Annotated in this window: 14 protein-coding genes and 1 pseudogene; all 15 read right to left on the minus strand. The window is 39.7% G+C overall.

The window, feature by feature from the left end; translation table 11 throughout:
* Positions 1-37: 37 nt before the first annotated feature.
* Positions 38-1,213, minus strand: a complete 1,176-nt coding sequence (locus tag M1F14_RS19580; protein WP_042848766.1) for an ion channel — start codon at positions 1,211-1,213, stop codon at positions 38-40.
* 30 nt (positions 1,214-1,243) lie between these two features.
* Positions 1,244-2,233, minus strand: coding sequence for an urea transporter (yut, locus tag M1F14_RS19585; protein WP_042848767.1), 990 nt, complete (start codon positions 2,231-2,233; stop codon positions 1,244-1,246).
* Between the two features lie 141 nt (positions 2,234-2,374).
* The gene (locus M1F14_RS19590) at positions 2,375-3,340 is read right to left on the minus strand and encodes an urease accessory protein UreD (RefSeq protein WP_181469113.1); all 966 of its coding nucleotides are present in this window, start codon (positions 3,338-3,340) and stop codon (positions 2,375-2,377) included.
* A gap of 2 nt (positions 3,341-3,342) precedes the next feature.
* Positions 3,343-3,975 (minus strand): urease accessory protein UreG, encoded by a 633-nt coding sequence (gene ureG, locus M1F14_RS19595; RefSeq protein WP_042848769.1) that lies wholly within the window; start codon positions 3,973-3,975, stop codon positions 3,343-3,345.
* 29 nt (positions 3,976-4,004) lie between these two features.
* Positions 4,005-4,691 (minus strand): urease accessory protein UreF, encoded by a 687-nt coding sequence (locus M1F14_RS19600; protein ID WP_042848770.1) that lies wholly within the window; start codon positions 4,689-4,691, stop codon positions 4,005-4,007.
* 29 nt (positions 4,692-4,720) lie between these two features.
* Positions 4,721-5,377: an urease accessory protein UreE gene (ureE, locus tag M1F14_RS19605; protein WP_042848771.1), complete on the minus strand. Its 657-nt coding sequence runs from the start codon at positions 5,375-5,377 to the stop codon at positions 4,721-4,723.
* 63 nt (positions 5,378-5,440) lie between these two features.
* Complete coding sequence (locus M1F14_RS19610) at positions 5,441-7,159, minus strand: urease subunit alpha (RefSeq protein WP_181469112.1); 1,719 nt, start codon at positions 7,157-7,159, stop codon at positions 5,441-5,443.
* Positions 7,160-7,221: 62 nt separating this feature from the next.
* Positions 7,222-7,647 (minus strand): urease subunit beta, encoded by a 426-nt coding sequence (locus tag M1F14_RS19615; protein WP_042848773.1) that lies wholly within the window; start codon positions 7,645-7,647, stop codon positions 7,222-7,224.
* A 19-nt stretch (positions 7,648-7,666) separates the two neighbouring features.
* The gene (locus M1F14_RS19620) at positions 7,667-7,969 is read right to left on the minus strand and encodes an urease subunit gamma (protein WP_042848774.1); all 303 of its coding nucleotides are present in this window, start codon (positions 7,967-7,969) and stop codon (positions 7,667-7,669) included.
* Positions 7,970-8,190: 221 nt separating this feature from the next.
* Positions 8,191-8,970 carry an ATP-binding cassette domain-containing protein gene (locus M1F14_RS19625; protein WP_042848775.1) on the minus strand — a complete coding sequence of 260 codons (780 nt, stop codon included), beginning with the start codon at positions 8,968-8,970 and terminating at the stop codon, positions 8,191-8,193.
* Positions 8,970-9,776 (minus strand): ABC transporter permease, encoded by an 807-nt coding sequence (locus M1F14_RS19630; RefSeq protein WP_042848776.1) that lies wholly within the window; start codon positions 9,774-9,776, stop codon positions 8,970-8,972. The genes M1F14_RS19625 and M1F14_RS19630 overlap by 1 nt, the downstream gene beginning before the upstream one ends.
* Complete coding sequence (locus tag M1F14_RS19635) at positions 9,773-10,756, minus strand: ABC transporter permease (RefSeq protein ID WP_370661901.1); 984 nt, start codon at positions 10,754-10,756, stop codon at positions 9,773-9,775. The genes M1F14_RS19630 and M1F14_RS19635 overlap by 4 nt, the downstream gene beginning before the upstream one ends.
* Positions 10,741-12,330, minus strand: coding sequence for an ABC transporter substrate-binding protein (locus M1F14_RS19640; RefSeq protein WP_071547765.1), 1,590 nt, complete (start codon positions 12,328-12,330; stop codon positions 10,741-10,743). Before M1F14_RS19640 ends, M1F14_RS19635 begins: the two co-directional genes overlap by 16 nt.
* 103 nt (positions 12,331-12,433) lie before the next feature.
* On the minus strand, positions 12,434-13,678 hold the full coding sequence (locus tag M1F14_RS19645) for an ammonium transporter (protein WP_042848779.1): 1,245 nt from the start codon (positions 13,676-13,678) through the stop codon (positions 12,434-12,436).
* A gap of 931 nt (positions 13,679-14,609) precedes the next feature.
* A pseudogene (hypT, locus tag M1F14_RS19650) lies at positions 14,610-15,519 on the minus strand (hypochlorite stress DNA-binding transcriptional regulator HypT).
* Positions 15,520-15,822: the final 303 nt, after the last annotated feature.

The raw sequence follows: 15,822 nt of genomic DNA on the forward strand, positions 1-15,822 counted from the left end.
TTCCATAACAGCAATTATACAATTGAGACCCTGCATACTATGAATCTAAGATGTTGTTTGAAAAGATAATATTTTCCATCACTTGGTTATTAATATTTTCTCCAAAAATCATTTTAATCAACACTTCACTCCCTAAAGATGAGAGAGAAATAAGCAAGTCTGCATGCAATAACTGCATGTTTTCGTAATTTTTATCATCATTGACAGCAATAACACTTTTAATGTTTCCGCCAACAATTTCTTTCGCCGCTAACATAGAAATAGTATTTTCAGAATCAGAGCTACCTAGAATAAATAATGCTTTAGCCTGGCCTAAATTAGCGCTATTTAATGTATGTTTATTAATTTTCTCCGTGGCAATAACTTGCGCATTATCTGGATAGTTCTTTTTCTGTTCTTCATGGCAAAGTACCATGACGTCTAAGTCGCGTTTTCTTAATCCGTGGTAGGTGTTTAAAGCTAAAGGGCTTGCGCCAACAATAATGTAATGGTTTTTCATACGAAATAATCTCTTCTTAACAATTTCTTGTGTGCTCTTTGCAAATACCCCTAGGAAATAGACAATAGAGGTTGTAAAAATTGTAATACCTAAAATAACAATCGAAATTGTAAATAACCTAGCTTCAACACTAATCGGAATAATATCGCCAAACCCGACTGTCGTCATACAAACTAAAGCGAAATAGAATGCGGATGAGATATCAGTAACATGAGGTTGAAATTGTTCGCCTAAATACAAAGTCCCAAATACAGAATAGCCCAGTAGGACGCTTAAGCTCATAAAAGCAACAAAGCCAGCGCCAGATAAGCTATGGCGATTAAATGCTTTCCAATTTGCAATGGCAATAATCAACACTATTAGTGAAAAGGTTCCAGTCAGCGCATTTTCTCTCGCTAATACCAAGTTAATTAACATAATAATGAACAGCATAAAGCAGCTAAATAACCAACCTATACGCAGTCCTAAATAAACAGGAATAGCAAGAATAATGAGCACTACACCAATAGCAAACCTTGGAATATCTAATAATTTAACTAAACCTAAAGATTGTAGCCAATCAACAAAACCTAGATGCTGCGAGTATAAATGGAAATCATAAGTTGAAATGATGGGGGAAATAATCAAGCCCCCATCAGCAAGTATTAATAATGAGAGCACTATGCGTAGCATTCTCATATTTTGAATATATTTATATATTGCATTTTTTTTCATAATTGAATACCAAAAAGTTTTATTGCAATATTATTGCCGATGCTTAGGCATAATATCTTGGTTCGGTACTAAAAATAGCCATGATGCTAGAACAAATGGCATCGTTAAAGTCGGGATACCAAATGGTTCAAGAATAATGTCGAGTGCGCCTTGAACAAATACGGTGAATATCACACCAACGATGGCATAAACCACCACCCGATAGCTCGGTTTATTAAACGTAGAACCTAGAGCAATCGCGGTTAATACAGCGCTAAATGAATATAAACCAGTGTGAATACTCGCAAAATCACCTTTTAAAAAGGTCGCAACGATAAAAGCAAGAAGAGAACCAAATACGGCAAATATCGCCGCCCACATAGAACTCACCGCTAGACCAATTACAAAAATGATACCGACAACCATGCTGCTAAGTAAAAATACTTCAGAAACACCACGAAAAATATCAGCGATTAGGTCACTGTGAGGAATTGACCCAATAGGTTCAATAAGTTGTTTTGGCAGAGCAGGAGTTGGTAACGCAACGCCTTCAATACCTAAGAAGTTATAACTCGCGAGCAGAATAATCCATGATACTAAAACAAAAGGAGCAGTTAATGCTGCGACTTTCCAATTTTTTAGAAAATCCATTAAAGAGATAGTGGCTATAACGGAAACAATGCTCCCTAATACGATAGTTAACCAAACAAATGGGGTATTCTCTAAAAAAGTCGGTAGTGCAACTCCAACTAAGCAGCCATTATAACCATAAAGCCCTGAACGCAACGATTCAGTATCTAACTTACTAATATAAGCTGTAAGTGTAGCGACAACGGTGCCTAACAAACAACCTAGAGCGACTTGCGGCATCCCTTCTAAAAAAGCACCGATGAAAATCGCAATAAAAAATAGAAGTCCGGTTAGTGCGTTATTTTGAAACATAACTTGAGCACAGCCACGCAAAACGATATCAATAAATTGTATCGCTATATTTTCGCTGGCCAACTTATTCCAAGCGTTCTGGTTTATTGTTTTTTCCATCGTGAAATTCCTTAATAGGAATATCAGTAGAGAAATTATAAAAATCACTCTACTGATAATATATTAATAAATTACCTTGATAACCCAACAGGTTATTTCAGTCACTTTATGACTACTGTGTATCTCATTGCTAAAAAATATTTAACGCCATAAAAAAGGTTCTTGTAGCGAAATACCTAATATTTCTTCTCTCGCTATTTGCCAAAAATACCTGACGGCATCCTTCACTTTTGGACTATCAACCCCCAATGCTTTAAATATTAACCCACTCTCATTCGGTAATTGAGTTGCCCCAAAAGCAATTTCATTTTTCGGGTCATATATCGCATCTAACCGTTCTAAAATGCGTTCATGATGAATTTTAGGTGTCAGTAAAATCACATTGCCAAAAGTATCGAAGCTATCCATAACCGCAGTAATGTTTAGCGGTGCCTTTTTGGGCTCTAAAATATATTTTTCAACAAACAACTCTTTATTTAACGATGACTCTGCTCGAATATGTGATGAAAAAACATCAAACCCAAACTGCTCATCTGGGTGATGATATTTTCGACCTGACATCAGTATTTCTGAGTAAATCATCGTTGCACTTGGATGAATATTAATCCGCGTGTCAGTAATAAACCGAGAATTACGGTGAGGAATGATCGGGTCTGGTAAATATTCTAAATACCCATCTTCCTCAACGACAATATTCTGGTACTGTGTGGCGTAGTTCGCTTCCATCATATGAACTTTGGTCGCAGACTGCGTTGTCACATGAGCACAAGCCCCCTTTTCAACAATAATATCAAGGGCTTGTCGGTCACCTTGTAATAGGCTACCTGAAGTTGAAATCATCGTGACACAAGGCAGTTGGGGCATCAGTTCATCCCAATAAAGTGCTTTTTGCACTAATGAGGGAACACGACGCTCCATTTCCACCAGCTCACTACGATATTCACCTTGAGCGAACCTTAATTTTAAGTAACCACTTTTACCAACAGCACCACTTTGCATTTGTTTCGGTTCATCTTGATATGCGGCGAGTTCAGGTGCATTGCTGCCTAAAATATGAGCTTTAACACGCGTTGGAGTATTTGCTATATCTGCCCTGAAATTCGTCATCTTTACCCCCTTGGAACTTGGTGCGTAAAGAGGAATTTATCCATGATCATATCAACCAACTCAATAACCCCTTCCCCTGTTTTACAGTTGGTTAGTACATAGGGACGGTCGCCACGAACAATTTTCGTGTCGTGCTCCATCACTTCAAGGCTAGCACCAACATAAGGCGCTAAGTCAATCTTATTAATAACTAAAATATCAGCTTGTACTAAACCTGGGCCATTTTTACGTGGAATTTTTTCACCTTCAGCTACATCAATGACATAGATGTAGAAGTCTGCTAGTGCAGGACTAAAAGTTAAAGTAAGGTTATCGCCACCACTTTCAATCATGATCACGTCGCTATCAGGGAAACGTTCTTCCATATCTTCAACTGCAGCAATGTTCATGCTTGGGTCTTCACGTACCGCGGTGTGAGGACATGCCCCCGTTTCAACACCTAAAATTTTCTCTTCATCAAGAATACCTTTCAAGGTACGTTTTACTTGTTTCGCATCTTCGGTCGTCACAATATCGTTTGTGATGATTAGCGGCTTAATGCCTCTTTCAATAAGGATCGGGGTGATCACTTCAATAATTGCAGTTTTTCCTGAGCCAACAGGCCCACCAATTCCGATCCGAGTCATTTTTTTCATCGTTTTTCCCCAAAATTTTTAGTTGTTCGTTAGTTCATAAACAAACGGACAAATGATTTAGTGTGTACCGCAGCTAAGACATCAATAACAGGAACATATGAGGACATTTGTTCTATGTCACCACAGGCTGCGATGTCACAAAAAACCTTAATTTCTTCATTTAATTCAAAAAGAATATGCTGAGTTTCATAGTGAGTGATACGCATTAATCGCATCGCCGCACTTAAAATTGTCATGGCAATACCATATTGGTGCATCACGACAACATCTCTTTCTGTTATTCCTTGTACTGCCATAACCATGGCTTGTATCACCGGCTGGGTTCCCGGAACCTCATTCGCTTTGATTTTTGCAAGCCATCCACTCACTAGTGGATCTTCAAAAATATGAACTGAGATTTCAGCGAGTTTTTTCCCCATTCGGGTTGTCATTATTCGTGCTTCTTCATTCAGCTTGCGGTTATTTACAGCCCAATCAATTTTCGCCAATGTGTCGCTATCTTGAGCAAGAGTGGCGCGATGTGCAGCCACAATAGCAATGCAATCTGAATGTGCAGCAACCTTCAAAGACGTGTGAACAAAGGATTTCAGCGTTTCTTTGTCGTGGACAACACCTTTTTGAATGGCGGATTCAACCCCATTTGAAAATGTAAATGCACCAATTGGCAATGCTGAATCACCAAACTGCATAATTCTAATTAGGTCAGATGCTTCCATATCACTTTCCTTACTCATTAACACGAACGTTATTTGTGTGTATGAGAGTGCCCATGGTCATGATGATGATCATGGTTGTGATCGTGGCTGTGCCCATGACTATGGCTGTGTCCGTGGATCTGCCCTAATTCCACATGAACATGCGTATCCGTTTCTTCTGCCCCACCAAATAATAAACGCGCTTCAGAGTGGCTCAATTCAGGTAAAATAGTTTCGCCCTTCACGAAGGTAAAGGTGTCTTCACCAAAACCATGCGTTCGCATGACCGACCCCATTACCTTTTCACTTACCGTTAGCGGTACGTAAACAAGGTCTCCCTTTAAAACGGCTTTCCAGTGTTGGTTACCTAATGCATGCCCTAATTCGAAGCTAATACGAATATGTTCTTCTGTACTTAGATTTTTTAGGTGGGATAAGTTGACCATCATGACGTCACGTAAGGAGATCTGAACTATCGTCATTGCGTTGGTAGCTTCATCAAATAGCAAAACGTCGCCATCAGATAACAAGACATTCCTGTCCAGCGCGATACCTAAATCTTGGCCTTTTTCGGTATTTTTACGGCAGCGACTTTTCTGAGCTTCTCGTTGATCGAGGATCAAAATATCAACATCAGCATTTTTCTGACGTGCTTGCCACACTGGGTCTTTTTTAACATTGCCAAGAATATGTTCAATAATGATCATAATATTACCTTTTATGTTAATTCTGCCCACCACCGGCGGGCAGATAATCCAAACATGTACTGATTAGCTAAAGAAATAACGTTGGTTCATTGCAGCTTCGCTAATCGGCTGGCAAGTTGCGTGTTCACCATTCACTTTTACAGCAAAAGTTTCAGGATCAACTTCGATATTTGGTGTTTCACCGTTACGCACTAAATCACGTTTCCCGATTGCTCGGCAGTTATTGACTGCAACCACTTGGCGCTCAAGATCGGCTTTTTCTTTAATGTCATCATCTAATGCTGCTTGTGAAACGAAAGTCACACAGGTGTCATTGACAGTTTTACCCATCGCACCAAACATTGGACGATAGAAAACAGGCTGAGGTGTTGGCAAGGATGCATTTGGATCACCCATTGCAGCCCAGTTGATCATGCCACCTTTAATGACCAGTTTTGGTTTAGCCCCAAACATACGTGGGTCCCATAATACGAGATCGGCCATTTTGCCAACTTCAATCGAGCCTAAGATATGGCTGATGCCTTGAGCAATTGCAGGGTTGATAGTGATTTTTGCCACGTAACGCAGAACACGGAAGTTATCATTACCCGGAGCATCTTCAGGTAGCTTGCCACGGGAAGCTTTCATGGCGTTCGCAGTCTGGACAATACGTAGCCAGTTTTCCCCCACACGCCCCATCGCTTGTGAGTCACTTGAGAACATCGAAATAGCGCCCATATCATGCAGCACGTTTTCTGCTGCAATGGTTTCAGGGCGAACACGGCTTTCCGCAAATGACACATCCGAAGGGATATTTGGGTTCAGGTTATGACATACCATGATCATGTCAAATAGCTCTGACTGGCTATTCACGCCAAACGGTAACGTTGGGTTGGTTGAACTTGGTAATACGTTAGGTTGGCTAACAACTTTAATGATATCTGGAGCATGTCCACCACCCGCACCTTCTGTATGGTAGGTGTGAATAGTTCTACCTTCAAAGGCCTCGATGGTGTCTTCAACATAACCACCTTCATTTAAGCTGTCTGTATGCACTGAGATTTGTACATCAAATTCATCAGCAATACGTAACGCATGACGAATAGCGTTCCCTGTTGCGCCCCAGTCTTCGTGAACTTTCAGCCCCGCAGCACCTGCAACTAATTGTTCGATAAGTGGCTCACGTGTATACGAGTTACCTTTCCCTAAAATACCCACGTTAATAGGTAAACCTTCGATAGCACGTAACATAGAGCGCATGTTCCAAGGGCCTGCCGTCACTGTTGTACCGTTAGTTCCATCAGTTGGGCCAATACCGCCACCAAAGAAAGTTGTCACACCATTTGATAACGCGGCATAGGCTTGTTGCGGAGAAATCAAGTGGATATGGGTATCAATACCGGCAGCCGTTAGGATTAAATGTTCACCAGAGATAGCATCCGTAGATACCCCGACAACCATGCCTGGTGTGATGTTATCTTGAATATTTGGGTTACCACTTTTCCCTACACCAACAATTTTACCCGCTTTAATCCCCACATCGGCTTTAATGACACCTAAACGTGCATCCACGATGGTGACGTTAGTGATAACTAAATCTAAAACGCCATTGTCGCTGGTAAAAGTGTTATTTGCTCCCATACCATCACGTAAAGATTTACCTCCACCATAGACAGACTCTTCGCCATATCCACGTAAATCTTTTTCGATTTCAATATATAAGTCGGTATCGCCTAAACGAATTTTATCGCCTACTGTTGGCCCGAATAAACCGTTGTATTCTTGTCTAGAAATTTTTGGCATGTTATTTACCTTTAATGTTAAGAAGGTGCATTGTTATTCATCATTACTGACATCTAACGCGCTTACTGTTCCTTATGCTTAAAACCACGAGCAATTGCTTTATTTAAGGCGATTGCTTTAGCAGGACGTTCAGTAGCGGCAACGTTGTCACCCGCCCAACCATCAACAAGGTTATTAAACCCATAGACACTTTGTTTTCCGCCATAAGGGATCAGTGAAACTTCTACTTCATCACCTGGCTCAAAACGAATTGCCGTTGTAGAGGCAATATTTAAACGCTTACCGTAAGCCGCTGCACGGTCGAACTCTAATGCATGGTTAACTTCAAAAAAATGAAAGTGGGAACCAATTTGCACAGGCCTGTCACCGGTATTACGGACTTTAATTTTTGTTTCAGGTTTGCCAACGTTGAACTCAATAGGCTCATCTGCAAAAATAACACCACCTAAAGGAGTCGGGGCTTTAATGTTTGTTTTTGAATTACTCATATTTCACCTCATCCTTCATTTATTTAATCGGATTATGGACGGTCACTAAGCGAGTACCATCAGTAAAAATAGCTTCTACTTGAACATTTGGAATTAAGTCTTCCACGCCATCCATAACGTCTTTTTTTGTTAAAACAGTCGCTGCTTCTTTCATCACATCCTCAACGGTTTTACCATCACGGGCACCTTCAAGTGCAGTAACCGTGATAATGGCAACGGCTTCGGGATAATTTAATTTCACGCCACGTGCGCGGCGTTTTTCAGCCACATCAGCAAGTGTGTAAACCATCAATTTTTCAATTTCTCTTGGGGTTAACTGCATAACGCCTCCTCAATTGATAAAGCTTAGTGTTAATACTGATAAGTAATCATTTTATGAGCGAATAACTCATTTTATTTTTAAATATAAATTGAGTTAAATATCTAATAACGACGAGTTAAATAAATAAAATTCACACCAATAAACATTCAAATTAAGATAATCGAAATAAGAGTTTTTATTTATTGATGACTTCCTACATTTAATTTTTAAATAATATTTATTCACTGAGTCCAATTCATAAACTGTTGTTCAGGCAAAGAATTCCATAGAGATTGAAACCACTTCCCTCCTCCGCCTTGCTTTAATATTTCACTGCTGAGTACTTCTTCTAAAACACCATTACGCAATAACGCAATGCGATCAGCAAAACGCACCGCCATTGCAAGGTCGTGAGTAACCCATAAAACACCTTTACCAGCAAAGCAAAGAGATTTGATATGTTGTAGAAGTTGTATCGCATGTTCATCATCTAGCCATGATGAAATTTCATCCGCAAGAATATATTCAGCTTGGGAGAGCGTCGCGCTACAAGCGAGAACGCGTTTTGCCATTCCCCCTGAAAGCTTATTGGGATAACTATGAATTAAATCTGCTTGTAAATTGTATTGCTGTAAGTGCAATGCAACGTCATGCATTTTAATATGCTGCCCACTTAATACCGCAGCACGTTCAAGTTGAGGGCCTATCTTAATGAGTGGATTTAATGCACTAACCCCTTGTGGGATATAGCACAGTGAATTACCGCGATATTGTTGTTTTGACTTTTCTGTCAACTGGCACCCATTTAATACAATATCACCGCGACAACGCATATTTTCAGGTAATAAACCTAAACTACTTTGTAGAAGTAAACTTTTCCCTTCTCCACTTCCTCCTACCAATGCAACCATTTCACCTGGCGCAATATCCAATGAGATATCTTGTAAAAGTGGAGACCAACGCTTTTTGCCTAGCCAGCGAAATTTCGCAACATCAATCGTTAGGTTATCAAAACTTAGCATCAATCGCTCCTCAACCATAATTGTTGTACCGCTTTAGCAAACTGATCAAATAACAGCACTAACCCAACTAATGCGACGCCCGGAAACATGGCTAACCACCACGCACCAGTACTTAAGTAACGCAATGCATCGGAAAGTAAAATACCTAACGATGCTTCATGTGGAGACAAACCAAAACCCAAAAAACTCAATGCCGCACTGTGTAATATCGCATGTGGGAACATCAATAACGTCCCTACTAACCATTGTGAAAGGATCATCGGTAAATAGTCATATCGGCATCGGTAAAGCGCACTATTTCCAATCCGTTTCGATAACATGATGTAATCTGTTTGTTGCACTCGAAGCAACTCGGAACGTAAGACCAACGTTAGCTTTGGCCAGTGAGTCAAAGCAACAGCCCAAATTACGCCCACTTTTCCACCACCTAACGTAAAGCAAATCAATATCAATAATAGCAAGTGAGGCAAGGCTAACAGGGAGTCAATACAGCCACGAATAACATAATCCATCGTCCTACTGAACGAAGATAAACTTGCCATCACAAGCGCTATCACTCCACTCGATAATGCTGCGGTGGTGCCAATTTGTAAGCTGGTCGCTATTCCTTGAAATACTCTGTCCCACAAGTCTCTACCTAAATTATCCGTACCGAATAAATGTGCCCATGAAGGCGCTTGTCGACGGTCGAGTAAATTCACATCCACATCAGTTTGAGAAAGCCATGCGGCATAAGCCCCTAAAACCAATAAACATAACAATGAAATAACTAACTTAATTAAGGCTTTATTTGGGTTATAAGTCATGGCTCTCGGAGTACCCCTTTATTCACTCTCTTAAGCATCATGTCAGAGATACTATTACTAAAGAAAATCACTACCGCACATAGCATCACGATCCCCATTAACAAAGGGATGTCACCACGTAAGCCAGCATCAATGGTTGCTTGGCCTAATCCAGGATAAGCAAACACTTTTTCTGCTAGTAATGCTCCGCTGAGCAACTCACCAATAGAGGCGAACTGTAAACATATTGCGGGTGTAATCGCATGTTTTACCACATGAAAGCTTATCATCGACCACCCTTTATCCCCTTGAGCTTTCGCGTAGTGGATAAACTCACTGTTCATCACCTCAGCAACTTTCGAACGAGTATGCAGAGCTATATTACCAATGCCTAACATCCCTAGAGCCACTACAGGTAACACAAGATGGTGCACTTTTTGTGACAGTGTGGATGATTGTTCATCTAAGCCAATCGGCCAAGCGCAACAAATCGGTGCCCACTGTAGTGAAACAGCAAAAAGTGACAATAACAGTAAACCAACCCAAAAAACGGGGATCGACGCCAATAAATAAGATAGCGTTGAAATAATTTTATCTGGCCATCTATTTAGGTAGCGCCCTGCTATCAGCCCCAAACCAAAACCAATCACCCCAGAAAACAGCCACGCCGATAATAACAAAGCTAACGATGGCGCTAACCTATCGGTAATCACCTGTGATACAGGGATGTTATAGAGCATGGAATACCCCATATCACCTTGTAACAACTGAGAAAACCAACGCCAAAACTGCATCCACAATGGTTGGTCAAGCCCCCAGCGAGCCGCAATCAACGGATACTGGTCTGGGGGAACATGCATTAAATCATTACCAATATAGGCTTTAATTGGGTCTATAGGTGAATAGCTAAGGAGAATAAAAACCCCAAATGCAGTCACCACTAATAAACAGATAAACCTGAACAAAAGCCCTATGGTTGTCCGCATTACTTGCAGGTCCAAGCCCAGTCATCAACATTATTCAACACTGACCATGAACCGTGAATTTCAGGTGCCCCTTTACCTAGCTCAACACAGTTATTCAATAAATAAAGGTGTTGTACGTTCATTAACCAAGCCCAAGCGGCGTCACCTTGAATACCAGTTCCTGTTTGTCCATCCCAATCCACTTTTTGCCAAAATGGAATAGCTGCATCTTGATCTGGTTGGCGAAGTGCTTCTTCTATCACCTTATCAACTGCGGGGTTTTTATAGTAACCTGCGTTATAAAACCCGACACCCGCCGCTTTGCTGCTGTAGTTATGCACCAGTTCCATTGGGTCAAGGCTCCCCCAGCCAAATAATGTTGGGTTGGCATGCATGTACTTTTCCACGGTTTCCCAACTGCCTGATTTTAAATCCATCTCAATGCCAATCGGCTTTAAGCTAGCCCTTACGGCTTGAGCTAAATCACGACGAGTGCTATCACCACTGGCATACCACAGTGTCAATTTCGCAACCTTACCGTCTTTTTCTCTTAAGCCGTCTTTATTAATTTTCCAGCCAGCGTCTTCCAGTATAGATTTCGCTTTTTCAATATCTCCATCTTTAAACGAAGATTGAGGGTTATTCCAAGGCAAGCCTTCAACGCCCGTATAAGCAGGAATAGCAAAACCTTCTAAAACAGCATCTGCTAATAGTTTGCGGTCAATGGCGTAATTGATCGCTTTGCGAATAGCGACATCAGAAGTAATGTCGTTACCAATTGGGTCGCCTGAGGCATTTTTCTCGCCCGCTGGCGGAATTGGGAATGAAATCCCTCGGTTTTCAACACTATGGCGTTCAATTAGTTTCATACTTTTGACATCTTTAGCATTACTCGCGACAGCTGCGGGAATGCGTACAATATCTAGTTCACCACTTTGAGCGGCAGCAAAAGCGCCATCTTCATTGAGAAAGACAAAAACCATTTTATCGAAATCGTTTTTAGGCCCCGCATAGAAAGGGTTTCTTTCTACGATTAATTGCTGGCCCGGCTGGAAATTCACTAAACGGTAGGGGCCTGCTCCGATAGGGTTATGTGCATATTTTTTTGCATCATATTTATCTGCTGAAACAATGCCTAATGAGCCCAAAACGTTAATAAAGGTGCTTTGGGGTGAGGATAATGTGATTTTAACGGTTGATGGGTCAATCTCCTGCGCTTTAGCAAAGTTCCCCATATCCACTTTTCCACCACTTGCTGCGGCATTGTTATAGGTAAAAACGACATCTTTTGCCGTTAAAGGGGAGCCATCGGAGAATTTAAGTCCATCCTTTAATTTTAATGTCCACTCTTTACCATCATCTGAATGTTCATATTTCTCAAGCATGTAACTATGCCATGACAAATCCGCTTTTTGCTTGAGTAATGGGCTATGTAAAAGTAAATAGCTGCCGTGGCTCCAACCTAACATTGGGTCAAACCCCTCGGTTGGTTCAGAGCCAATCGCTAGACGCAAAGTTTGTGGTTGCTGTGTATCGGTCGCAGCATTTGCACCCATCGATAGCCCCATAAAACAAATAGCCTGAATAGCTATTGCTATTTTCTTTTTCATATACCCATCCTAAATTACCAGCTGTATTTAGCAGCTACCCCAACCGATGGTTCAAATAAACCCACCAATTAGGATAAACTGCAAGAAATAATATATTTGCTAACTAATCTGCTTTTTCTCGGTACGCGTCTTCGTCAAATCCAACAATATCTAAATTGTCACCAACCGCATTTTGGTCGACTCTAACTGGCGTAAATTTATTGATTATCCAAAGAATTAAGATTGTAAAGACAAAGGACCAAATACTGGTAAAGACAACAGCTACAGTTTGCTTCACAATTTGCATGCCGTTACCTTCAATTAACCCCGCGGGACCTTTCGCATTCCAAACCGTTGATGCAAATACACCGACTAAAATTGAGCCTGTAATACCACCGACACCGTGCACACCGAAAACATCTAATGCATCATCTAAATGGCGTCGGACTAAGAAAACACAGGTATAGCAGACGATACTGGCAATAACCCCAATAATTGCTGCAGAACCTATTGAAACATACCCCGAAGCCGGTGTGATAGTAGCTAACCCTGCTACAGCCCCTGTTAAAAAACCGACAAGTTTAGGTTTTCCTGTATGGAAGCGTTCAATAATAAACCAAGTAATTGCTGCAAATGCGGCGGCGATATCTGTAGTAATAAACGCTGAAACAGTTACAGTATTGACTTGCAATTCAGAGCCCGCGTTAAAACCATACCAACCGAACCACAATAAAGCCGCGCCAAGTGCAATATACGGAATATTGTGAGTACCATCCGATTTAACGGCTCTTTTACCGACATATAACGCTGAAGCAATTGCAGCGAAACCTGCTGTTGCGTGAACGACAATACCCCCCGCAAAATCAACAACGCCCCATTTAGCAAAAATACCATCTGGGCTCCACACCATATGAACGAACGGTGCATAGACAAATAATGTCCATAGGGTTAAGAATACGAGATAAGCAGGGAAATTAACTCTATTTGCGAAAGCCCCGGTAATTAAGGCTGGAGTAATAATCGCAAACATCATTTGATATCCAAAATGAACCAGTATTGGTAAGCCGCCATCATTACCGGTATACATCGTTTGAGGGCTTATGTTATTCAAGAATGCATAATAAAATGGGTCACCGACAATCCCATTAATCGAGGGACCGAACGATAATGAATAACCAACTACAAACCAAATAATTGCCACCCACCCCATAGAAAAAAAACTCTGGGACATAATAGTAATAACGCTTTTACGAGAGACTAATCCACCATAGAAAAAAGCAAGTCCAGGAGTCATTAGCATAACAAGGCTCGTACAAAGCAGCATAAATGCAGTATTTGGGACATCCAAAATTGACAATATATTCTCCATGGATACTCCTAAATTAACATAACAATATTTAAATATTAGAAATGATTTATAATTGAAACTATACTCATAATAGAGTGATCAGTAAGATTATCAATAAAAAAATCGAAACTAAATTCAATAAAAACAATTAGTTCATTTTTCAATTGTCAATAAATGATATTCCTCTGTTTTTTAATATCCAAATAAAAAGCACCTACTATATTTTTAAATTTTTCGTTAGCATAAGCAAATAACTACTCGACTTATCCGGCAAGCTTTTTCATCCCAAGCCTGCTACTTCACAACATATCGATAAAAACAAACCCTTTAATTACAGATGGTTATATAAAAACCAAAGCTTACCCTAATATATGAGCAGCCCCTAAGGGAAAAAGCTATAGCAAAAATTACCTATAACAGTAGGCTGATTTTGCCATATCACAGATATGTAAAAGCTTAGTATTTAATACAGTTCCGATAATCAATTTTTAAGTAAAGTCAAAACTTATTGACGCTCATTCTCATTTTTAGCTAACGCTGAAGAGAATACATTAATAATATTTTGTCTATTAAAGTACTTTTTTTCTTTTAACCACAAATAACCAATCCAAATAAGATAATCTAAAAGAGAGTAAATTAAAGTTTTCTTTAAAGAAACCTAAACATGTTTTCCAAATAGGTGTTGGTCACACACCCAAAAATACTCTCTCAGCAACGATAAGCTTAAACATTCACTAAAAACTAAAGCTATTTTTCAGGGTAAGACCCCAAGCGCTGATAATCATTGACGGAATACAAGCTAAAATTAAGGCTACATAATTAATCTGGCTACCTAAATAGAGGTCTTTTATACACCTTATGACTTAATTACCAGCTAAGACCCCATCAATATCATCGTAGGATAACGCTCAATATATCCAGATGTTATGTATCATAAATTATTCCTTTTCCATTACAAATGCCGTAAATCTTCTGGAATATTTTTCTTTAAAATACGCCAAAAATCCTCTGCTGTTTTATTCAAGCGAGTATCCATGCGGTAAATGTAAGCTTGAATAGGTATCGTTAATTCTGGGGTGTTGAGACAGACTAGTTTTTTTTTCTTTTAACTCATTAACTACCGAGTAAATCGGTAACCATGCAATTCCATGACCATCCAATGCCATATTTTTTAGCAATTCGCTCATTGATGACATAAAGAGTGTTTTAGAGTTAATCGCACCAAACTCACTTAATCGACGATTAACTAACCTTCCCATATAAGAAGCACTGGTGTAGTTCAATAACGGTACTTGAGGTTGGTAGATATCAAATAACGGTTTGCCAAACTCATCCGCTGCACAAATTGGGTACAACTCGGACTCAAACACATTTAAACAAGAAAATGGCGACTGCATTAAATCCTCATCATAAAATGAAATGATAAAATCGCTCTTCCCTTCTCGCAACGTATTTACCACTTGAACCACATCAATGGCTTCAACATGATAGACAAATTCTTCCCCATAACCTGATAATGCATGAACTAACTTAGGCAATAAGCTTAATGACAGCGAATGCGCCGCAGCAATTTTAATATTGGGCAGACTCAGCACATTGTGCCCAGATAATTCATTTAAGTTACATTCTAATTGCTGCAATAAGCTACGAGCTTGGGAATGGAATATTTTGCCTTCTTCAGAAAGCTGTAAAGGGGATGTGGTTCTATCAAACAATTCAACACCTATTGCTTCTTCTAATGCCTTGATTCGGCGACTAAAAGCAGGTTGAGAAATATTTCGTTGTTCTGCTGCATGAGAAAAATGCCGACATGACTCCAGTGTTAAAAAATCATATAGCCACTTTGTTTCTATATTTTTCATGTTATTAAGCCTTAAGTGGACTTGCTGTTAAAATATAAAACATTAAAAGTTTTTTTATTGATATCTTAAGTTAATTGTTAGTTAAAATATTAAGCTGATATTGTAGATTCATTATTTGTATTATGCATAAGCCTGCCATTTAAAACATTAACAAAAATCAAAAACTAATTTTATTTATTTCATATCTTTTCCACAAAGCCAATGCTACTCAGCCTTTCAGCTTACATTATTAAAATAATTTAATTTTAGGATTAATTTTTAATGCGTATCTTGCATCAAACCATACTTACTTGCATTTCTCTT

It is taken from the genome of Providencia sp. PROV003 (assembly GCF_045040775.1).
Classification (GTDB): domain Bacteria; phylum Pseudomonadota; class Gammaproteobacteria; order Enterobacterales; family Enterobacteriaceae; genus Providencia; species Providencia huashanensis.